Here is a 20,366-nt window from a genome sequence, read left to right on the forward strand (position 1 = left end):
GTCAGGTCGGATACGGTGTGGAAGGGACCGCGTCGTCCAGCACGCGGCGCGTGTGCCGCGCGATCATCAGGTTCTCGTCGGTCGGGATCACGCGCACTGTCACGCGTGACGCGTCGCTCGAAATCACCGGCAGGCCGGCGGCGTTCGCCGCGTCGTCGAGCACGACGCCGAGCCACGCCGCACGGCTGCAGATCCGTTCGCGCACGCGCGGCGCGTGCTCGCCGATGCCCGCCGTGAACACGAGCGTGTCGAGACCACCGAGCACGCCGGCCAGCGCGGCGAGTTCGCGGGCCGCGCGATACGCGAACAGCTCGACCGCGTGCGCGGCCGACGGTGCGTCGCTCGCGAGCAGCGTGCGCATGTCGCTCGACACGCCGGACACGCCGAGCAAGCCCGATTCCTCGTAGATCAGATGCTCGACCTCGTCGAGCGACCGGCCCTCGTGACGCTGCAGGTACAGGATCACGCCCGGATCCAGCGCGCCCGTGCGCGTGCCCATCGGCAGCCCGTCAACGGCCGTGAACCCCATCGTCGTCGCGACGCTGCGGCCGTTCGCGAGCGCGCACAGGCTCGCGCCGTTGCCGAGGTGCGCGACAACCGTCCGGCGCTGCACCCACGACGGATCGAGCCCCGCGAGCGCCGTCGCGATGTACTCGTACGACAGCCCGTGGAAACCGTAGCGCACGATCCCCTGCTCGGTCAGCGCGCGCGGCAACGCGAACTCCCGTTCGAGCGCCGGCACCGTCGAATGGAACGCGGTGTCGAAACACGCGACCTGCGGCAGGTCCGGCGCAACCGCGGCGACCGCGCGAATCGCCTCGACGTGATGCGGCTGGTGCAACGGCGCGAGCGGCGAAAGCGACGCAATCGCATCGAGCACGCGCGCGTCGATCCGCACCGGCGCGGTGAAATCCGGGCCGCCATGCACGACCCGGTGCCCGACGCCGTCGAACGCGGCCTCCCGCCCGACGTGAGCCGCGAACCACGCGTGCAGCGCTTCGATCGCGCCTTGATGCCCCGGTCGCGCGACGGGGCTGTCGGCGAGCGTCGCGCCATGCGCGTCGGCCACGAACAGATGCGGTGCGCCATGCAGGCCCTCGACCTGCCCGTGCAGGCCCGCATCGAGCGAGCGATCCTCGCGCGTGTCGTAGACCGAGAACTTGAGGCTCGACGAGCCGGCGTTGAGCACCAGGACGGGATGTCGCATCGCAGCCCCGTCAGTGTGCGTCGGCCGCAACCGCCGGCGCGGCCACGGGCGCCGCCGTGGCGCGCGCCGCCTCCGCGACGAGCGCTGCGACCGCGCAGCTCGCCAGGCGCGTGCGTTCGCTGTCGGCGCGACTCGTCAGGATCACCGGCACGCGCGCGCCGAGCACGATGCCCGCCGCATCGGCATTCGCCAGGTACGTCAACTCCTTCGCGAGCATGTTGCCGGCCTCGAGGTCGGGCGCGAGGAGGATGTCCGCATCGCCCGCGACCGCGGAACCGAGATGCTTGAGCCGCGCGGCTTCCGGGCTGATCGCGTTGTCGAGCGCGAGCGGCCCGTCTAGCAGCGCGCCGGTGATCTGGCCGCGCTCGGCCATCTTGCACAGCGCGGCCGCGTCGAGCGTCGACGGCAGCTTCGAGCTGACCGTCTCGACCGCCGACAGGATCGCCACCTTCGGCCGGGCGACGCCGAGCGCGTGCGCGAGATCGATCGCGTTCTGCACGATATCGGCCTTCTGCTCGAGCGTCGGACGGATATTGACGGCCGCGTCGGTGATGAACAGCGGCTTGTGGTAAGTCGGCACGTCCATGATGAACACGTGGCTCAGGCGCCGCCCGGTACGCAACCCCATGTCGGCGCGCACCACTTCCTCCAGCAACTCGTCGGTATGCAGGCTGCCTTTCATCAGCGCCTGCGCGTCGCCCGCGCGCACCAGCTCGACGGCGCGCGCGGCCGACGCGTGACTGTGCGGCGCATCGACAAGCCGATAACCGGACAGGTCGATGTCGAGCGTCGCGGCGAGCGCCGTGATCCGCGCCGTCGGACCGACCAGGATGGGCACGACGATACCGGCCCGCGCGGCGGCGACGGCCGCGTGCAGCGATACCTCATCGCAAGGATGCGCGACCGCGACCGTCACCGGGCGTAATGCACGGCAACGCGCAATCAGCGCTTCGTATTTCTGATGCGTACGGAAATCGGTCATCGACTACCCCTTCGCAAGGATCACGTGAACGCATTCTGGTGCGTGACGGGACGAGATCGTTTGATTCTCGTCAATCGTTTCAGGTGAAGTCCCGATAGCATGAAACCGCACGATGACATTCGGATGGCCACGACGCCCCCCCCTGACATGCACACACGCGAAATCCGCTCGAAGATCGCCAGTACCTCGTCCACGCGCAAGATCACCAAGGCGATGGAAATGATGGCGCGCACCAAGATGGCGAGCGCGCAGCGGCGCGCGCGCGAGTTCCGCCCGTACGCGGCGCGCATCGGCGCGATGGCCGAACGCGTGCTGCGCGACCGGCCCGACCACGCATCGGCGCTGATGGCGCGACGTGAGACCGTGCGCCGCGTCGGCCTGATCGTCGTCAGCACCGATCGCGGGCTGTGCGGCCCGCTCAATGCGCGGCTGCTCGTCGAATGCGTGGATGCGCTCCAACGCTGGGACCAGGCCGGCGTCGCATGCGAACTGAGCGTGATCGGCGCGCGCGGCATCGCGCCGCTGCTGCGCCACGGCGCGACCATCACGGCACGTGCGAGCGGCCTGGCCGCCGAGCCGCACTTCGAGCAGTTGCTCGGCGCGCTGCTCGTGCCGTTGACCGCGTTCGTCAACGGCGAGCTCGACGAAGTGCACGTCGCGTACAACCGGCTGACGAGCCCGCTCGCGTACGAGCCGCGAATCGATGCGATGCTGCCGATCGCGGGGCTCGACACCGGCACACCGTCCGACGGCGCGATCGCGTCCGACTATCTGTACGAGCCCGCGTCCAAACCGGTCGTGGACACGTTGCTGCTGCGCTACGTCGAGGCGACGCTCTATCAGGCCGTCGTCGAAAACTACGCGTGCGAGCAATGTGCGCGGATGTTCAGCATGCAGACCGCGACGGACAACGCCGACCGCGTGTTGCGCGAACTGCGGCACCTGTACCAGAAGACGCGACAGGCGCAGATCACCACCGAGCTGTGCGAAATCGTCGCCGGCGCGGCGGCGGTCTGAAGGAGTGCAAATGAAGACGTCGATGAGGCTCGACATCGTGAGCGTGGAAGCGGTGCTGTATGCCGGCGACGCGCATTTCGTCGTCGTCCCGGGGGAAAGTGGAGAACTGGGGATCTACCCGCACCACGCGCCGCTGCTCACGCGGATCCGGCCGGGGGTCGTGATGCTCGTCGACGCGCCGACCGGCGAACATCGCCGCCTCCTCGTCGCGGGCGGCGTGCTGGAGGTCAGCCGCGACGGCGTGACGCTGATCGCCGATCACGCGCTGCGCACGCCCGAACTCGACGATCTGCGCGCACGCGAAGCGCGGCATGCGGCCGACGACTGGCGCCAGCGCTACGCGCACGAAAACCGGCGCGCATTCGATTTCGCGTCGGCCCGCGCGGAATTGATGGATGAAATCCGGCGCTTCTTCGCGATGGCGATGCGGCACCAGGCGCCGCACGACAAACCGGGCAGCGCCGGCTAGACACCGGCTCCGGTGCCGCCCGCTCAGTCGCGCAGCTTGCGAAAACGCGGCGTGCCGTCTTCGAGATTGCCGTTGAACATCGCTTCCGGCCGCACCCACAGGCCGCGTGCATGCGGCCACAAGTGCTCGTACACGACCACCGATTCCTCGGTTTCGGAATGGCGGGCAACGCCGATGTAGCGGTACAGCCCGCCCTTGTAGTGGCGATGCGTCGCGAGTTGTTCGGCTTCCTGTTCGGTCATGGTGTGCTTCTCTTCGGCAAAAACGGAAAACGCGTATTGTATGCGCTGCGCCGCGCGTCAGCGTTTCGCGTAGATGTCGGGGCGGCGAATCTCCATCAGCCGCTCGGGATTCGCGGACGGCCCGAAGCCGACCGGCCGGTACAGCGCGTGCGCGTCGGTCGTCACGAGCATGATGCGGCGCAGCCGCTGCACCATCTCCTGCGCGAACACGTGATCGATCAGCGCGCGGCCGTAGCCGTGGCCGCGTTCGGCCGGCAGCACGAATACGTCGCACAGGTACGCGAACGTCGCATGATCGGTGACGAGCCGCGCGAACCCGACGAGCCGGTCGCCGACATACGCGCCGAAGCACAGCGAACCCTCGATCGCCCGCTCGACCACGTCACGCGGAATGCCCTGCGACCAGTACGCGTCGCGATGCAGGAACTCGAAGATCGCGTCGACGTCGAGTTCGCGCTTGTCGGTGGAAAATCTCAGCGTGGCGGGGGTGGCTGCGGGCACGTCTGTTCTCCGGTCGGGGGCGGAAGGCGGAGCGTTGACGATACCGCGCCGGGCGGAGGGTTACAAGGGACACCGCCAATCCGCCGCGGCCAAACGGATGCGCATCGTCTTGCCGGATGGCGACGAGCAACCGCGCACGGCCATTACAAGACTCGTACAACAACCCGTACACGTTTTTCGACAGTGCTATACTTGTACCGTTATATGTACAAGTGAGGCAAATCATGCGCACGATTCATTTTTCGGATGCTCGCGGCAATCTGAAGACCGTCATCGACCAGGTCGTCGACGACGCGGACGTGACGCTCATCACGCGTCGCGATGCACCGAACGCCGTCATCATGTCGCAGGACTACTACGACAGCCTGATGGAGACGGTTCACTTGCTGCGCTCGCCCGCCAACGTCGCCCATCTCGAACGCTCGATCGCACAACTGCGCAAGGGCAAGGCGAAAGAACACAAGCTCGCCGAGGATGATGAATGAGCGTACGCCGCGTGCTCTTTACTTCCGACGCGTGGGACGACTATGTCTATTGGCAGGGGCAGGATCGCAAGACGCTCAAACGCATCAATCAGCTCATTCGCGAAGCGCAGCGAACACCGTTCGAAGGCATCGGCAAACCCGAACCGTTGAAGGCCAATCTCTCCGGCTTCTGGTCGCGCCGTATCGACGACACGAACCGCCTGGTCTATGAAGCTGACGACCTTCAGATCAGCATCGTGTCCTGCCGCTACCACTACGAGTAGCGTCGCCCCACGCCTGCCGCCCTCCCCGACTCACGGCGCCCGCAACGCGCGGCCGGCCTTGCAACGCTTTAGCGGCAGCGGCTGGGCCGCCACGCCGCCGGCCGAAGCGACGGAGTTGCGCGTGATGACTTCCGGCGGCTTCACGGCCGCATCCGGCGACCCGCTCGACACGATCTCCGGCCCGTCGATGAGCCAGCCGAAGGAAGCCGTGCAGGCGACGGGCCTCGATTCGGCGACAATGTCGCTCACCCGATAAACCTGCCACGCCGCTTCATGCCCTATCGTCTCATCGCATTCGACTTCGACGGCACGCTCGCCGATTCGCTCGACAGTTTTCTCGCGGCGCTGTCGGAAGCGTCACGCATGCACGGCTTTCGCGACGCCACGCCCGAATTGCGCCCGGCACTGCGCGGGATGTCGGCGCGCGACATCATCCGCGCGCTTGAGGTGCCGATGTGGAAAGTGCCGCGCGTGACGATCGACATGCGCCGCCTGATGCGGCCGCGCGTTGCGCAAGTGATGCTGTTCCCCGGCGTCGACGAAACGTTCGACGCGCTCGCCGCGCGCGGCGTCCGCATCGCGATCGCCACGTCGAATACCGAAGACATCGTGCGCGACAGGCTCGGCCCGCGCGCTTGCCGCCGCGTCGATCATTTCGCATGCAGCATTCCGCTGTTCGGCAAGGCTCGTCGCCTGCGCGCGCTCGTTCGCGAGGCCGGCGTGCGCGCCGATGAAGTGCTGTATGTCGGCGACGAAATCCGCGACGCCGATGCGGCACGACGCGCGCACATCGCATTCCAGGGCGTCGCGTGGGGCTACACGGCGCCCGACGCGTTGCAGGCGCATTGCGCGACGCCGTTGCTGCCCCGCCTCGACGCACTGCTCGATCGCGTGTGACGCTTTCACGCGCATCGCACGCTCGCGTCGGCACGTCGCTCGACGCGCACGACACGGCAACAGCCGCGACAACGGCACGCCGATGAAATGCAGATGACACGCACGCGCATCTCATGCATTGCACGCGCCGCATGCGCGCAAAAATTGCCGACACCGCACGTGCATCAGGTACGCAATACCTGTCCGCGCGCGTGCCCACCGAATCGTCTTACCAACCGTTACACAAACCACAGCGCGGTTGCACCTGCTACCCGACCGCTCTCCTAGAATCAGTCGGGCCGGGAAACACTTCGACCGGCGCCGCGGCAGAGCGGCGGTCGAATCCGGCCCGGGCGCGCCCGGTCTCTCGCACAGCGACGGATCACTTGATCCGTTTTTTAACCAGAGCCCCGATCGAAAGGAGGTCACATGAACCGCTTTCCCCACATCTCGCGCCTTGCTTTGTCTGCCGCTGGCCTGCTTCTCGTCGCCGTGACGGCGACCGCGCAAACCGCACAGCCAGCGCCCGCCGCGCCGGCCGCCGCCGCGACGCGCATCCACGAAGCCGACCAGGCTTTCATCACGGACGGCACGAAAACCATGTCGACGCAGCACGACGCGGCGCGCATCGCCGATGCGCGCACGTCGGACAGCCAGGTCAAGGCCTTCGCGCAACGCGTGTCGACCGACGATGAAAAGATCATCCAGGCGATGCGCGCGGCGAGCCCGCGCGGCGTCGACGTGCCGGCCAACGACCCCGACACGGCCATGCTGAGCAGCATCAAGAGCCTGCGCGGCGCCGAGTTCGACAAGGCGTATATCGAGCAGGTTGCGCTCGCCGGCCAGCAGAAGGCGATCTCGGCATTCCAGGCCGAAATCGCATCGGGCCGCGACACGAAGCTGAAGGAAGTCGCACGCCAGTCGCTGCCGATCCTGCAGGCGCACTATGCGGACGCGCAGAAGCTCGCGCAGCGTCACCACCTCGCATCGGCGCAGTAACGCGATGCAGCGCCGCGCCCCGCGCGCGGCGCACCGCTTCCCTTCCGGCGGCGCGACGCACGTCACGCATCACGCGTCACACGTCACACGTCACACGTTACGTCGCAAGCTTCGCCATCAACCGCGCACTCACCTCGGGCCATTCGTCGTCGATGATGCTGAAGCGCACCGAATTGCGCTTGCGGCCATCCGGCATGATCCGTTCGTGACGCACGATCCCTTCCTGCTTCGCACCGAGCCGCAGGATCGCCGCGCGCGATTTCTCGTTCAGCTCGTCGGTCGTGAACTGCACGCGCACGCAGTGCAGCGTATCGAACGCATACGCCAGCAGCAGCCACTTCGCTTCGGTATTCGCGCGCGTGCGCTGCGCCGATTCGCTCAGCCACGTATGACCGATCTCGAGCTTGCGATTCTTGCGATCGATCTTCCAGAAGCGCGTGCTGCCGATCACACGGCCCGATGCGCGATCGACGATGACAAACGGCATCACGGTGCCGGCCGCGCGCCCCTGCAAGGCTGTATCGATGTACGCATCGATCGTCTCCGCGCCGGGCACGACCGTCACCTTCAGGTTCCACAACCGGCCGTCCGCGGCGGCATCCAGCAGCGCCTGCCGGTCGGACGCTTCGAGCGGCCGCAGTTCGACGCGCGCGCCGGCGAGGGTCGGGGGTTCGAGGGAAGACGAAGCGTCGGTCATGACGAGGTTCCGGAAAATGAGGACAACGGCGGCGAAACGCCCATCATACGGCTGCGTCAGCCGAGGAGCGCGGCGAGCCGGCGGCGGATCGCCTTCGCCTCGCCGCGCAGCGCATCGGCGAACGCATCGACGAGCAGGTTCTTCGGCCGGTGCTCGGGCACGACGATGCTGACCCGGTACGGAAACGACCGCGTGAGCGGCCGCACGTGCAGGTCGCGCCCGACGAAATCGAGCGCGGTCAGCGGATTGACGATCGCGGCGCCGAGCCCCTGCCGCACGAACGCGCACACCGACACGGCCGACGGCGTATCGATGACCGAGCGCGGCGCAACGCCCAGCTGCGCGAACGCCTCGTCGATCAGGATGCGGTACGGATCGTTCAGCGACAGGCTCACGAACGGACGATCGGCAAGATCCAGCAGGTCGATCGCATCCTGCGCGAGCAGCGGATGGCCGCCGGGCAGCACGCACACTTCGTCGACTTCGAGCAGCGGCGTGAGCACGGTGCCGGCCGGCGCGACATCGCGCTCGGTCAACCCGAGGTCGTAACGCTGCGCGGTCAGCCACTCTTCGAGCACCGGCGATTCCTGCGTCGCGACCGACACGCTGACACCCGCGTGCGCGGCATGAAAGCGCCGGCACGCGCCGGGCAGGATCGCGTGCGAGAACGCCGGCAGCGCGATCACCGACAGTTGCCCGTCGCGGAACTCGCGCAGGCGCGCGGCGGTTGCCGCGACGCGTTCAAGCCCCACATAGGCGAGCCGCACGTCATCGAACAGCGTGAGCGCGGCCATCGTCGGCCGCAACCGGCCGTGCGTACGCTCGAACAGCGCGAAGCCGACGACCTGCTCCATCCGCACGAGCTCGCGGCTGATCGTCGGCTGCGACGTGTAGAGCATCTCGGCCGCGCGCGTCGTGCTGCCGGTGACCATCAGCGCACGAAAGACCTCGATATGACGGTGCGTGAGCATGGCTATGTATATCAGAAATGAATCGAATGCCGACAAACAGGCATTTTACTGCATAGCCAATCAGGCGCATCATTCAGCTATCCGTTCATTCGACCCGATTCATCCGCCATGTCCCCCGATTCCCGCCAGCTCGCGACGCTCGCGCAGCAATACGGCACCCCGCTGTGGGTGTACGACGCCGACACCATCCGCGACCGCATCGCCCAACTGCGTCAGTTCGACGTGATCCGCTATGCGCAGAAGGCGAACTCGAACGTCCATATCCTGAAGCTGATGCGCGAGGAAGGCGCGTGCGTCGATGCCGTGTCGCTCGGCGAGATCGAGCGCAGCCTCGCGGCCGGGTTCAGTCCGGCGGGCGAACCGGAAGGCGTCGTGTTCACGGCCGACCTGATCGACCGCCCGACGCTCGCGGCCGTGCTGAAGCACGGCGTGACCGTCAACGCCGGTTCGCTCGACATGCTCGCGCGCATCGGCGAGCACGCGCCGGGCCACCGCGTGTGGCTGCGCGTCAACCCCGGGTTCGGCCACGGCCACAGCAACAAGACCAACACCGGCGGCCCGCAAAGCAAGCACGGCATCTGGATCGACGACGTGCCGCGCGCGATCGAGATCGTGCGCCAGTACGGGCTGAAACTCGTCGGCATCCACATGCACATCGGTTCGGGCGTCGACTACGGCCACCTGTCGCAGGTGTGCGATGCGATGGTCGATCTCGTCACGTCGCTCGGCCACGACATCGACGCGATCTCGGCCGGCGGCGGCCTGTCGATCCCGTATCGCGACGGCGAGCCGCGCGTCGACGTCGGTCACTACTTCAGCCAGTGGGACGCCGCGCGCAAGCGGATCGAACGGCATCTGGGCCACCCGGTGCGCATCGAGATCGAACCGGGCCGCTTCCTCGTCGCGGAGGCCGGCACGCTCGTCACCGAAGTGCAAGCCGTCAACCGCCGGCCGAAGCACGATTTCGTGCTGGTCGACGCGGGCTTCAACGACCTGATGCGCCCGTCGATGTACGGCAGCTACCACGCGGTGTCCGTGCACACGCACGATGGCGCGCTGCCCGCCGGCCGGCCGCTCGTCGAGCTCGCGATCGCGGGGCCGCTGTGCGAATCGGGCGACGTGTTCACGCAGGACGCGGGCGGCGTGGTCACGCACCGCAAGCTGGCGCAGCCGCAGATCGGCGACCTGCTGTTCCTGCACGACGCGGGCGCGTACGGCGCATCGATGTCCTCGAACTACAACAGCCGGCCGCTCGCGCCGGAAGTGCTCGTCGATCGCGGCACGCCGCGGCTGATCCGCCGCCGGCAGACGATCGGCGAACTGCTCGCGCTCGAGACGTTCGAGTAACACGCGTCCGGCGTGACGAAGGCCAACGGCCAGGCTTGCCGCTACCGGCAGCCTGGCCGTTTTGCTTTTCGGCGCGCCGAGATCGCCGTGTCGCGGCTCGGAGCAACCGCCCCGCCGCACCGTAGCACCTGATGCTTCGCATCGAGGGCAACCGCAGCAGATCGCTTGCGCCACCTTTCGCACGCAGAGAAAAACATTCCACATCGCGTAGAAAGTGCGTGCATCTTTGGAAACACTTTCCCTTTTGACAAAACTAAGATTGCCCTCAGTCGCTCAGCATTCTTGTCACCGGATACGCATCGACGATGCACCGGTCCACAACACTCGCAAAGCAGCACGGGCAATCATGAACAACAGGCTTGAACCCTTCGCCGCGCACCGGAACACGTTCGACGCGTTCGACACGTATGCCGCGCGGCCCGTCGTGCGCAGCGTCGCGCACGCGCCCCTTTGCGATTGCTCGCGCATCCCCGTTCTCGATCCGCACGCACGGCGCTCCTCCACAGCGCGCGTACGCATGCCGTAACGCACCGCACGGCGGCGAACGACACGCGCCGCCGCCCGCTCCACCGACTTCCCGCCCACGGCGACGCCGCCCGTCGCCGCGGCTTCGCACACCCTGCATTTTCGAAAACAACCCCGGAGACAACCATGAAGCACTTCACCCCGACGCTCAAGCAAGGCCTCGCCGCGGCCCTCCTCTGCATCGCGGCCGCCACGTCGCATGCGGCGGACCTGCTCGACACCGTCAAGCAGGCCGGCACGCTGAAGATCGCGCTGGAAGGCACTTACCCGCCGTTCGACTATCGCAATGCCGACGGCCAGCTCGAAGGCTTCGACGTCGACGTCGCGAAAGCAGTCGCCGCCCGCCTCGGCGTGAAGCCGCAGTTCGTGACGACCGAATGGAGCGGGATTCTTGCCGGCCTGCAGGCCGGCAAGTTCGACGTGATCGTCAACCAGGTCGCGATCACGCCGTCGCGCCAGCAGGCGCTCGACTTCAGCGCGCCGTACGTGTATTCGTCCGCGCAACTGCTGCAACGGCAAAACGATGCGCGCGCATTCAAGTCGCTCGACGAGCTGAAAGGCAAGAAGGTCGGCGTGACGATGGGCAGCAACTACGTCGATCTCGTCAAGACCGTGCCCGCGATCGACCTGCAGGTCTACCCGGGCACGCCGGAAAACCTGCGCGACCTCGCGGCCGGCCGTATCGACGCGGCGGTCAACGACCGCCTGATGCTCAACTACCTGATCAAGAACTCGCATCTGCCGCTGCGCCCCGGCTCCGTGCTCGCGGGCGGCGAGGACCGGATGGGCATCCCGTTCCGCAAGGGCAATCCGAAATTCGCGAAGGCGATCGACGACGCGGTCGCGTCGCTGCAGCAGGACGGCACGCTGAAGAAGATCTCGATGCAGTGGTTCGGCACCGACACGACCAAGCCGGTAACGCAATAACGCATCACCCACCGCGCCCGCGCGCACGAACGCGCGGGCCGATCCGCACACAATCAGGAGACACGTGATGGAAGCACTCGAACTGGTCGTTCATACGCTGCCCGTGATGGTCAGGGGCGCGATGCTCACGCTGAAGTTTGCCGTCGCATCGATGGCGCTCGGCCTCGTCGTCGGGCTCGTGATCGCGATCATGCGCATCGGCAGCAACCGGCTTGCCGCTGGCCTCGCGCAGGGCTACGTCAGCCTGATGCGCGGCACGCCGCTGCTCGTGCAGATGTTCGTCGTCTACTACGGGCTACCCGATCTCGGCATCACGCTCGACCCGACCACGGCCGGCATCTTCACGCTGACGCTCAACGCAGGCGCCTATCTGTCGGAGAGCATGCGCGGCGCGATTCTCGGCATCGGCCGCGGGCAATGGGCGGCCGCGCACAGCCTCGGCCTCACGCATGTGCAGACGCTGCGCCACATCGTCTGTCCGCAGGCGCTGCGCCTCGCGGTGCCGAGCCTCGGCAACACGCTGATCAGCCTGATCAAGGACACGTCGCTGGTCTCCGTGATCACCGTCACCGAACTGCTGCGCTCGACGCAGGAAGTGATCGCCGCGACGTTCCAGCCGCTGCCGCTCTATCTCGCCGCCGCCGCGCTCTACTGGGTCCTCAGCACGCTGCTCACGCGGCTGCAGGGTCGCGTCGAGACGCGCCTCGCGCTGCCGTCCACGCATTGAACGCGAGCCCGGCATTCATACGAACCCAACGACGGACAGAACATGATTACGCTCGACAACGTATCGAAATGGTATGGCAAGCACCAGGTGCTCTCGGCATGCAGCGCGGCGGTCTCGAAAGGCGAAGTGGTCGTCGTGTGCGGGCCGTCGGGCTCCGGCAAGTCGACACTGATCAAGACGATCAACGGTCTCGAGCCGTTCCAGAAAGGCAGCATCACCGTCGACGGCACGCGGCTCGGCGATCCCGCCGCGAAGCTAGCGCAACTGCGTGCCCGCGTCGGGATGGTGTTCCAGCACTTCGAGCTGTTTCCGCACCTGTCGATCACCGAGAACCTGACGCTCGCGCAGATCAAGGTGCTCGGCCGCCGCAAGGACGAGGCCATCGAGAACGGCATGAAGCTGCTCGAGCGCGTCGGCCTGAAGGCGCACGCGCACAAGTATCCGGGGCAGTTGTCCGGCGGACAGCAGCAGCGCGTCGCGATCGCACGCGCGCTGTCGATGAATCCGGTCGCGATGCTGTTCGACGAACCGACCTCCGCGCTCGACCCCGAGATGATCAACGAGGTGCTCGACGTGATGGTCGAGCTCGCGCGCGACGGGATGACGATGGTGTGCGTGACGCATGAAATGGGCTTCGCACGGAAGGTCGCGCATCGCGTGATCTTCATGGACCAGGGCGCGGTGGTCGAGGACGCGGCCAGCGACAGGTTTTTCGCCGCGCCGCGCTCCGAACGCGCACGCGACTTCCTCGACAAGATTCTGCATTGACCGTGCGACTGCCGCCCTGCTTCGATTGATTGACGCTCAAAGGAGACATCTTGAACCACCTGCATTCGACCGACACCGTTCTCGCCCACGAAGGCCGCTCGCACGGCCAGCCCGGTTCGCCCGTGAACCCGCCCGTCTACCGCCAGTCGACGCTGCTCTTTCACGGCACCGACGCGCTCGACGCCGTGCGCGGCACCCCGCTCGCGTACGGGCGCCACGGCAGCCCGACCACGCGCGCGCTCGAGAAGGCGCTTGCGCGTCTCGAAGGCGCGCACGCCGCGCTGCTGACGCCGAGCGGTCTCAGCGCGATCACGACCGCGCTGCTCGCGGTGCTGAATCCCGGCGACCATCTGCTGATGGTCGATTCCGTGTACGACCCGACCCGCTCGTTCTGCGACGAGACGCTTGCGCGCCTCGGCATTGAGACAACGTACTACGATCCTTCGATCGGCGCGGACATCGCGTCGCTGATGCGACCGAACACGCGCGCGGTATTCGCCGAATCGCCGGGTTCGCTGACCTTCGAAGTGCAGGACATGCCGGCCATCAGCCGCATCGCGCACCGGCACGGCGCAGTCGTGCTGCTCGACAACACGTGGGGCACGCCGCTGAATTTCCGCTCGTTTTCGCACGGCGTCGACGTGTCGATCCACGCCGCGACCAAATACATCGCCGGGCACTCGGATGTGCTGATGGGTGCGATCCTGACGACCGAGGCGCTCGCACCGAAAGTCACGCGCTTCTATCGGCAACTCGGGATGACCGTCAGCGGCGACGATGCGTATCTCGCGCTGCGCGGCCTGCGTACGCTGTCGGTCCGGCTCGAGCGGCACCAGCGCAACGCGCACCTGCTGACCGAATGGCTCTCGCAGCAGCCGGAAGTCGCGCGGATCCTGTATCCGGCGCGGCCCGGCGACCCCGGCCATGCGCTGTGGCAGCGCGACTTCACAGGCGCGTGCGGGCTGTTCGGCGTGGTGCTGCATCCGCAGGCCGACGACGCGGTGCGCGCACTGCTCGACGGAATGACGTGCTTCGGCATGGGGTATAGCTGGGGCGGCTTCGAAAGCCTGATCGTCCCATCCAATCCGTCGCGCCACCGCATCGCCACGCAATGGGCAGCGGCAGGCCCGCTGCTGCGGATTCATGCCGGGCTCGAGCACCCCGACGACATGATCGCCGACCTCGCCGCCGGCTTCGCGAGGATGCGCGCCGCCACGCTTGCAGAAGCGTGAAATCCGGCGACGGCGCGCACGCTCCCCGCATTACGTTTTCTTCGACGTTCTTCCCTCTCTCATAGCGAGATCATCATGAAAGACACGCTGTTCATCCTCCGCCCCGGCTTCTTCAAGGACTCCGAAGGTCCGTTCTACTGCGGCGATTCGGTTGCCGTCGAAGGGTTGCTGAGTTTCTACCCTCAGTTGCGCGATGCCGTCGACGTCGAATACATCGACGCGCCGCGGCCGCGCCAGCCGATCGTCGCGCTGATCGGCGCGGACAACCAGTCGGCGCCCGTGCTCGTGCTCGGCGACGGACAGGCGCCGAGCGACGGCACACTCTCGATCCGCGAGCACAACGGCCGGCGCTTCATCGATTCGCCTGCCGATATCCGGCGGTACCTGTCGGCGCAGTATGGCGTGGCGCACGTCGCATAAGCTCGCCGGCGCGTGCCGTCGCGCGGAGCCGGCGTTCATAGTCGACGACGACTGCGAAGTCGAACGCCGGTACGAAGCATGGAACGCGCTCGGCATGTCGTTCGCGCAACCGCCGACTGCGGCCGTGTCAGGACCGGCGCTCGTCGCGCTCGCCCCGGACGGCCATCGGTTGCCCGCGTGCACGCCGGACGATTGAGCGCGAGCGGAGCGACGCGGTAAACGGCATGCGCGCGACGGCAGACGGCAAACTCCGTCGCGTCGTCGCGCGCAGGCCCCGCTACGGAAAGCGCGTCACCCCGCGCGCTGTACCGGCGCCATCTTCGAGAAGTACTTCGCGCCCGCCACGCAGCCGACCACGATGACCGTCACGACGACCATCGACGGCGGCACCGTTTCGTGCAGCAGGCCGGCCGCCAGCAGGAAGCCGAAAAACGGCTGCAGCAGCTGCAACTGGCCGACGCCCGCGATCCCGCCGAGCGCGAGCCCGCGATACCAGAACACGAAACCGATCAGCATGCTGAACAGCGACACGTAGGCAAGCCCCCACAGCGCGGCGGCATCGACGCCGTCGAACGAAGCGGGCCACGTGAGCCATGTGAGCGGCAGCATCAGCGGCAGCGACAACACGAGCGCCCACGAGATCACCTGCCAGCCGCCGAGCTGGCGCGACAGGCGCGCGCCTTCCGCGTAGCCGAGCCCGCACGCGACGATCGCGGCCAGCATCAGCGCATCGCCGACCACCGACGCCTGGCCGCCGTTGCGCAGCGCGAACGCGGCTACCGCGGCGCTGCCGACGATCGAAAAGATCCAGAACGGCAGCCGCGGCCGTTCGCCGCCGCGCCAGACGCCAAACAACGCGGTCGCGAGCGGCAGCAGCCCGACGAACACGATCGCGTGCGCGGACGTCACGTGCTTCAGCGCAAGCGCCGTCAGCAACGGGAACCCGACCACGACCCCGAGCGCGACGATGCCCAGCGATACGGCCTCGGCACGCGTCGGCCGCTTTTGCTTCAGCACGACGAGCAGCAGCAGGCCGAGCGCGCCGGCGATCGTCGCGCGCGCGAACGTGAGGAACAGCGGGTCGAGCCCCTGCACCGCGACACGCGTCGCCGGCAGCGAGCCACTGAAGATGATCACGCCCAGCAGGCCGCTGAGCCATCCGTCGGTCGTCTTTTGCACGGGAAATCCTGAGAGGGGGAAAGTGGATGACCGATGATCCGCCGCCCGCGAAAAGCGCGTAAGCTACAGCGCAATACAATTCGGACAAACTGTACTGGACAACCGGCCGTACAGTTCATTCTTCGCCATGAGCCACGCCGCCTCGCCGCCCGTTCCGCCCGCCCCGTCGCGCACGCGCGTGGAAACCGTGATGGATACCTTGCGCGCGCGGATCGCGAGCCGCGCGCTGATGCCCGGCGCACGCGTGCCGTCGATCCGGATGATGGCCGACGGGCTGAGCGTGTCGAAATCGACGGTCGTCGACGCGTACGAGCGGCTCGCGAGCGAAGGCGTGCTCGTCGCGCGGCGCGGCTCGGGCTTCTACGTGTCGGGCCATGCGCCGCCGCTCGCGCTCGCCGATCTCGGCCCGCGCCTCGACCGCGAGCTCGATCCGCTGTGGCTGTCGCGCCAGTCGCTCGAAGCGGCGCCGACGTCCGTGAAGCCCGGCTGCGGATGGCTGCCGTCGTCGTGGCTGCCGGACGAGAGCCTGCGCCGCGTGCTGCGCGCCGTGTCGCGCGACGAATCCGACGCGCTGACCGACTACGCGACGCCGCTCGGCCTGCCCGCGCTGCGCCAGCAGCTCGCGTGGCGGCTCGCGCAGCACGGCGTCCACGCGGAACCCGCGCAGATCATGCTGACCGACGGCGGCACAAACGCGCTCGATCTCGTGTGTCGGCTGCTGCTGGAGCCGGGCGACACGGTCGTGCTCGACGATCCGTGCTACTTCAATTTCCAGGCGCTGCTGCGCGCGCACCGCGCGCGGATCGTCAGCGTCCCGTACACGCCGAACGGCCCCGACCTCGCACGCTTCGAGCAGGTGCTCGCCGAGCACCGGCCGCGCCTGTACATCACCAACGCGGCGCTGCACAACCCGACCGGCGCGACGCTCGCGCCGCCCGTCGCGCACCGGCTGCTGACGCTCGCGGCCGAGCACGGGCTGCTGATCGTCGAGGACGACATCTTCGCGGATTTCGAGAGCACGCCCGCGCCGCGTCTCGCGGCGTTCGACGGGCTGTCGCGCGTCATATCGATCGGTAGCTTCTCGAAGACGCTGTCGGCCGCGATCCGCTGCGGCTATATCGCCGCGCGCCCGGAGTGGATCGAGGCGCTCGTCGACCTGAAGCTCGCGACGTCGTTCGGCAATGCGCAGATCGGCGCGAACGTCGTGCACCGGCTGCTCATCGACGGCACGTACCGGCGCCACCTCGACAGCCTGCGCGCGCGCCTCGCGGATGCGATGGGCGAAACGATCCGGCGCCTCGCGCGCGCCGGGCTCGGAATCTGGACGGAGCCGCGCGGCGGCCTGTTCGTGTGGGCGGAGTTGCCCGACGGGCTCGATGCCGCGCGCGTCGCGCGCCACGCGCTGGATCACGATGTGGTGCTCGCACCCGGCAACGTGTTCAGCGTGTCGCGCAGCGCGACGTCGTACCTGCGCTTCAACGTGTCGCGCTGCAAGGGGCCGGCGGTGTTCGATGCGCTTGCGCGGGCGATGGAGGCGGCGCGCGCGGCAGAGCGCAGCGGCGTGCACGCGGATGCGGGTGGCAATGTGCTGGCGGGGGAATGATCGAAGCCGGCAAAAACGCAATCTGTTGCTGAACGGATCGGTAATCTGCCTCCCTCGGCCCGGTTGAACGGATCGGCGCCGAGTGGATTGCGTCAGTCGAGATACCCCGATTCGCACTTCAAAAATCATACTCGTCTCATAGACGGGTATATCTCCGTCGACCGATAGTCTTCTCCTTCTTCCGGAGAACTATCGAGTCCATGAGCGGAACCTTCAATTCATACGATACTACGCGCCAAGAACACGACGACGAAGAATGGATTTGCGTCGGAACCACTTGCACAAACACCATACCGGGTTCCATTCACGCTATCGAACTCGACATGGCGCACATCTGCGAGAACATGTCGAACAAAACATTCAGGCACTTGATTGTACGTCTGCGTGACGCTGCGATTATCCTGATTCGTGAGCGGATTCATGGCCTTGCCGCTTGGGACCAGGAAGAACAGAGGCGCGTCCAGACTTGGTTCGGGCGATCGGACGAGGCGGTCCGGCAACGTTTGAGCATCGGGTTACCCAGGCTTCTTCGCGTCATGCAGGAACTAAAGCCCGAGAACGTCATCAGGTGGGATGAGCAGACGCAGAGAAACATAACGTGCACGGTGTTTCCCGACAACGGAATCACGGATGCCGCAGTATGCAAACCCGACTCACACAAACGGATAATCGCAATCTACCCGCATTTCTGCACGCTTCCCGATGCCAGGCTTTCTACCAATTGCAAGCTGAAAGTCCTTATTCACGAGTGCACGCACTATATCGACACCTTCGATTCAAACGACGAAATCTACGGATTCGGTACCGGCCTGAAGTACTGGGCCCAGGCACACCAGGATGTGGCGATCGACAATGCAGATAGCCTCGCTTGCTATATTTCATTTTTCGACGACCGGGACCTGTGGTGACATATCTTGCTCGCATGATGAGCCTGGCAATCTGGGCCTGCCTCTCGTTCCCGATTTCATCCACGGCATGCACCGTTTCCGAAGACATGCTAGACAGCGTCCCGCTCAATTCCGATACGATCCCGAACAAGGATCGCATCAAGATTGCGGAAATGGTCATCCGCGCGCGTCAATGGCCTGACGCCGAGATTCGAGGGATCGTCACCGCCGGAGCCTACATCGGTGAAGAAAATCCACAGGCACTCGCGCTGCGAAGAGCAGCGCGCCTGAAGGAGTATCTGGTCCAACTCGGTGTCAAGCGCGAGAACATCTGGTCGGACACCCACATGATCTCGAAACCGTATCCGAAAGACAGCGCCGGTTATGAAGGCTATCTTCAGATCGGACTGACACTGGTCCCAATATGCAAAGATGGATGTCGGCACCTATGCGGCGCTGCGCCTAACACACCGACATCCAGGGTACTCCGTTGACGGAGTTCGTCGTTAGATGGCATCTCCGATACATCTTGTCAGCGCCAGAGTAACGCGAACGTCTCACTCCGCCTGCGTCAAACCTCCCCCGCGTGCGCCCTCGCCCGCACCTCGGCAAACGACGTATCGACGAGCAAGCGCCCCGTATCGAACACCGTCCCGAGCGCCTCGTCCCATTCGCCTTCCAGCGCACGATCGTCCCACGCCACGGGCAGCGTCACGGTCCGATACTCTCCCGTGCGGCGATTGCGCAGCAGCGTGAGCCGCCCCTTCTTCGAGCGCTTGCCCTGATCGGTGACCGGATCCTTTCGGACGTCGTGCCATACGCCGCCGCGCCGGATCGCCGAGCACTTCATCGCGAAGCGTTGCGTATCGCGGTTCACCTGTTGCAGCAGCGCGCCGCCCATGCCGAACACGACGTTGCCGGCCGCATAGCCTGCGTCGTCGAGCGCGGAAAGAATCGCGTCGATCGACAGCTCGTCGACACCGTCGCCCTGGATCACGCGCACGCGATTCAGCACGCGCCGCCCCTTGCCGTTCACGGTCGAGCCGAACGACGCGTCGAGCGCGCGCACGGTCTGCAGCACGATCGTCACGGGGTCGCCCGAATCGGGACGCACGACGAGCGTCGCGCCCGAATCGATCACGGCCTGCCGCAGTTCGCCGCCCCACAGATCGAGCGCGGCGAACAGATCGTAGGAGTCCGACACGACCGATACGATCGCGCCAGGCAAGCCGAAGCGGCGGATCATGTTCCGGTATGCATCGACCTCGCCTTCGCGCCCCCACGACGTGATCGTGCTGTGCTCGGCCGCCGGCACCGAGTACGCGGCCATCGGCTCGCGATAGAAGCGGTTCGCGGCCAGCACGCCGAGCACCGTGTCCGAACCCATGAAGCTGACGAGGTGCGCCGCGCCGCCGATCGCGGCCGACTCCGCGCTCGACACGCCGCGCGCGCCGAAGTCGTGCAGCTTGAACGGCAGTTGCGCGAGATCGTCGTCGGTCTTCTCGAGGAAGCTGCGGATCGTCTGCCGCAGGTGCCAGCTTCGCGTCGCGACCGTCACCGGATACCACACGCGCAGCAGCATCGTCTCGAGATACGACGCGAGCCAGAACACTTCGGGGTCGTCGCATTCGACCGTCATCAGCACGTTGTGCACCGGCACGACCGAACCCTCCGGCACCGCGCGGATCTTCACCGGCAGGTAACCGTCGTAGCGTTCGACGATGTAGCGCCACCCGGCTTCGTTGAACGGCTCGCCGTGTACCGTGAAGAAATCGCGCGCATCGTCGATCATCGCGTGCGTGACCGGCTTGCACAGATATTCCTTCAGCAGCATCTGCAGGCCGAAAAACAGCGTGCGGTCGTAGCGCCCGCCGCGCGACTCGACATACGAGAACATCGCCGACGCGTCGGGCGGATATTGCAGGAAGTGGGATGCCTTGTACGAATCCGTGTTGAGGATCGGATTGGCGAGAACCGCGGCAAAGCCGCCGGGATCGTTTTGCATGGCTAGAGCTCCTCTAGGCCGTTGAAGTGCCGCCGCG

General features: G+C 66.6%; 25 protein-coding genes. 16 read left to right on the plus strand and 9 right to left on the minus strand.

What is annotated here, in order from left to right:
- Nucleotide 1 precedes the first annotated feature (1 nt).
- Nucleotides 2–1,207, minus strand: coding sequence for an acetate/propionate family kinase (locus BFF94_RS11650; RefSeq protein WP_219139359.1), 1,206 nt, complete (start codon nt 1,205–1,207; stop codon nt 2–4).
- 10 nt (nt 1,208–1,217) lie between these two features.
- Nucleotides 1,218–2,189, minus strand: coding sequence for a phosphate acetyltransferase (locus BFF94_RS11655; protein ID WP_219139360.1), 972 nt, complete (start codon nt 2,187–2,189; stop codon nt 1,218–1,220).
- A 147-nt stretch (nt 2,190–2,336) separates the two neighbouring features.
- On the opposite strand from BFF94_RS11655, the gene atpG reads away from it, so the two are divergent.
- Both atpG and atpC read left to right on the plus strand, forming a co-directional pair.
- A complete protein-coding gene (gene atpG, locus BFF94_RS11660) occupies nt 2,337–3,206 on the plus strand; it encodes an ATP synthase F1 subunit gamma (protein ID WP_219139361.1) in 870 nt (289 codons plus the stop codon).
- Nucleotides 3,207–3,216: 10 nt separating this feature from the next.
- The gene (gene atpC / locus BFF94_RS11665) at nt 3,217–3,675 is read left to right on the plus strand and encodes an ATP synthase F1 subunit epsilon (protein ID WP_128849672.1); all 459 of its coding nucleotides are present in this window, start codon (nt 3,217–3,219) and stop codon (nt 3,673–3,675) included.
- 23 nt (nt 3,676–3,698) lie between these two features.
- Here the strand turns inward: atpC and BFF94_RS11670 are convergent, their stop codons facing one another.
- Both BFF94_RS11670 and BFF94_RS11675 read right to left on the minus strand, forming a co-directional pair.
- Nucleotides 3,699–3,917, minus strand: coding sequence for a DUF1653 domain-containing protein (locus BFF94_RS11670; protein ID WP_006480837.1), 219 nt, complete (start codon nt 3,915–3,917; stop codon nt 3,699–3,701).
- 57 nt (nt 3,918–3,974) lie between these two features.
- Nucleotides 3,975–4,418, minus strand: coding sequence for a GNAT family N-acetyltransferase (locus tag BFF94_RS11675; protein WP_128849674.1), 444 nt, complete (start codon nt 4,416–4,418; stop codon nt 3,975–3,977).
- 224 nt (nt 4,419–4,642) lie between these two features.
- On the opposite strand from BFF94_RS11675, the gene BFF94_RS11680 reads away from it, so the two are divergent.
- From BFF94_RS11680 to BFF94_RS11700, 5 genes are all read left to right on the plus strand, one after another.
- Nucleotides 4,643–4,903, plus strand: a complete 261-nt coding sequence (locus BFF94_RS11680) for a type II toxin-antitoxin system Phd/YefM family antitoxin (protein ID WP_011547275.1) — start codon at nt 4,643–4,645, stop codon at nt 4,901–4,903.
- Entirely contained in the window at nt 4,900–5,166 is a 267-nt protein-coding gene (locus BFF94_RS11685; RefSeq protein ID WP_011354451.1) for a Txe/YoeB family addiction module toxin, read from the plus strand. The genes BFF94_RS11680 and BFF94_RS11685 overlap by 4 nt, the downstream gene beginning before the upstream one ends.
- Before the next feature lie 58 nt (nt 5,167–5,224).
- The gene (locus BFF94_RS11690) at nt 5,225–5,422 is read left to right on the plus strand and encodes a hypothetical protein (RefSeq protein ID WP_128849676.1); all 198 of its coding nucleotides are present in this window, start codon (nt 5,225–5,227) and stop codon (nt 5,420–5,422) included.
- A 17-nt stretch (nt 5,423–5,439) separates the two neighbouring features.
- Nucleotides 5,440–6,063, plus strand: coding sequence for an HAD hydrolase-like protein (locus BFF94_RS11695; protein WP_128849678.1), 624 nt, complete (start codon nt 5,440–5,442; stop codon nt 6,061–6,063).
- A gap of 408 nt (nt 6,064–6,471) precedes the next feature.
- Complete coding sequence (locus BFF94_RS11700) at nt 6,472–7,041, plus strand: DUF4142 domain-containing protein (RefSeq protein WP_128849681.1); 570 nt, start codon at nt 6,472–6,474, stop codon at nt 7,039–7,041.
- A gap of 97 nt (nt 7,042–7,138) precedes the next feature.
- On the opposite strand, the gene BFF94_RS11705 is transcribed toward BFF94_RS11700, so the two are convergent.
- Together BFF94_RS11705 and BFF94_RS11710 are read right to left on the minus strand one after the other, a co-directional pair.
- Nucleotides 7,139–7,738, minus strand: coding sequence for a GNAT family N-acetyltransferase (locus BFF94_RS11705; protein ID WP_128849682.1), 600 nt, complete (start codon nt 7,736–7,738; stop codon nt 7,139–7,141).
- Nucleotides 7,739–7,794: 56 nt separating this feature from the next.
- On the minus strand, nt 7,795–8,709 hold the full coding sequence (locus tag BFF94_RS11710; protein WP_128849684.1) for a LysR family transcriptional regulator: 915 nt from the start codon (nt 8,707–8,709) through the stop codon (nt 7,795–7,797).
- A gap of 108 nt (nt 8,710–8,817) precedes the next feature.
- On the opposite strand from BFF94_RS11710, the gene lysA reads away from it, so the two are divergent.
- Nucleotides 8,818–10,056: a diaminopimelate decarboxylase gene (lysA, locus tag BFF94_RS11715; protein WP_128849687.1), complete on the plus strand. Its 1,239-nt coding sequence runs from the start codon at nt 8,818–8,820 to the stop codon at nt 10,054–10,056.
- A 265-nt stretch (nt 10,057–10,321) separates the two neighbouring features.
- On the opposite strand, the gene BFF94_RS11720 is transcribed toward lysA, so the two are convergent.
- Entirely contained in the window at nt 10,322–10,543 is a 222-nt protein-coding gene (locus BFF94_RS11720; protein WP_128849689.1) for a hypothetical protein, read from the minus strand.
- 164 nt (nt 10,544–10,707) lie between these two features.
- Here BFF94_RS11720 and BFF94_RS11725 point away from each other — a divergent pair, with 164 nt between their 5' ends.
- The 5 genes from BFF94_RS11725 to BFF94_RS11745 all read left to right on the plus strand — a co-directional run bounded on the left by BFF94_RS11725 (nt 10,708) and on the right by BFF94_RS11745 (nt 14,655).
- Nucleotides 10,708–11,508: a transporter substrate-binding domain-containing protein gene (locus BFF94_RS11725; protein ID WP_128849692.1), complete on the plus strand. Its 801-nt coding sequence runs from the start codon at nt 10,708–10,710 to the stop codon at nt 11,506–11,508.
- 67 nt (nt 11,509–11,575) lie between these two features.
- Nucleotides 11,576–12,235: an amino acid ABC transporter permease gene (locus tag BFF94_RS11730; RefSeq protein ID WP_128849695.1), complete on the plus strand. Its 660-nt coding sequence runs from the start codon at nt 11,576–11,578 to the stop codon at nt 12,233–12,235.
- A 42-nt stretch (nt 12,236–12,277) separates the two neighbouring features.
- Entirely contained in the window at nt 12,278–13,003 is a 726-nt protein-coding gene (locus tag BFF94_RS11735; protein WP_128849698.1) for an amino acid ABC transporter ATP-binding protein, read from the plus strand.
- Between the two features lie 50 nt (nt 13,004–13,053).
- The gene (gene metC / locus BFF94_RS11740; protein ID WP_219139362.1) at nt 13,054–14,235 is read left to right on the plus strand and encodes a cystathionine beta-lyase; all 1,182 of its coding nucleotides are present in this window, start codon (nt 13,054–13,056) and stop codon (nt 14,233–14,235) included.
- A gap of 75 nt (nt 14,236–14,310) precedes the next feature.
- The gene (locus BFF94_RS11745; RefSeq protein WP_128849701.1) at nt 14,311–14,655 is read left to right on the plus strand and encodes a DUF3088 domain-containing protein; all 345 of its coding nucleotides are present in this window, start codon (nt 14,311–14,313) and stop codon (nt 14,653–14,655) included.
- A gap of 291 nt (nt 14,656–14,946) precedes the next feature.
- Here the strand turns inward: BFF94_RS11745 and BFF94_RS11750 are convergent, their stop codons facing one another.
- A complete protein-coding gene (locus BFF94_RS11750) occupies nt 14,947–15,834 on the minus strand; it encodes a DMT family transporter (RefSeq protein WP_128849703.1) in 888 nt (295 codons plus the stop codon).
- 127 nt (nt 15,835–15,961) lie between these two features.
- Here BFF94_RS11750 and BFF94_RS11755 point away from each other — a divergent pair, with 127 nt between their 5' ends.
- The 3 genes from BFF94_RS11755 to BFF94_RS11765 all read left to right on the plus strand — a co-directional run bounded on the left by BFF94_RS11755 (nt 15,962) and on the right by BFF94_RS11765 (nt 18,818).
- Nucleotides 15,962–17,437 carry an aminotransferase-like domain-containing protein gene (locus tag BFF94_RS11755; RefSeq protein WP_128849706.1) on the plus strand — a complete coding sequence of 492 codons (1,476 nt, stop codon included), beginning with the start codon at nt 15,962–15,964 and terminating at the stop codon, nt 17,435–17,437.
- Nucleotides 17,438–17,637: 200 nt separating this feature from the next.
- Nucleotides 17,638–18,345: a M35 family metalloendopeptidase gene (locus BFF94_RS11760; protein WP_128849708.1), complete on the plus strand. Its 708-nt coding sequence runs from the start codon at nt 17,638–17,640 to the stop codon at nt 18,343–18,345.
- A 14-nt stretch (nt 18,346–18,359) separates the two neighbouring features.
- Nucleotides 18,360–18,818, plus strand: coding sequence for a hypothetical protein (locus BFF94_RS11765; protein WP_143269756.1), 459 nt, complete (start codon nt 18,360–18,362; stop codon nt 18,816–18,818).
- A gap of 77 nt (nt 18,819–18,895) precedes the next feature.
- On the opposite strand, the gene BFF94_RS11770 is transcribed toward BFF94_RS11765, so the two are convergent.
- Entirely contained in the window at nt 18,896–20,329 is a 1,434-nt protein-coding gene (locus BFF94_RS11770; RefSeq protein WP_128849713.1) for a nicotinate phosphoribosyltransferase, read from the minus strand.
- Nucleotides 20,330–20,366: the final 37 nt, after the last annotated feature.

It is taken from the genome of Burkholderia catarinensis, from assembly GCF_001883705.2.
Classification (GTDB): domain Bacteria; phylum Pseudomonadota; class Gammaproteobacteria; order Burkholderiales; family Burkholderiaceae; genus Burkholderia; species Burkholderia catarinensis.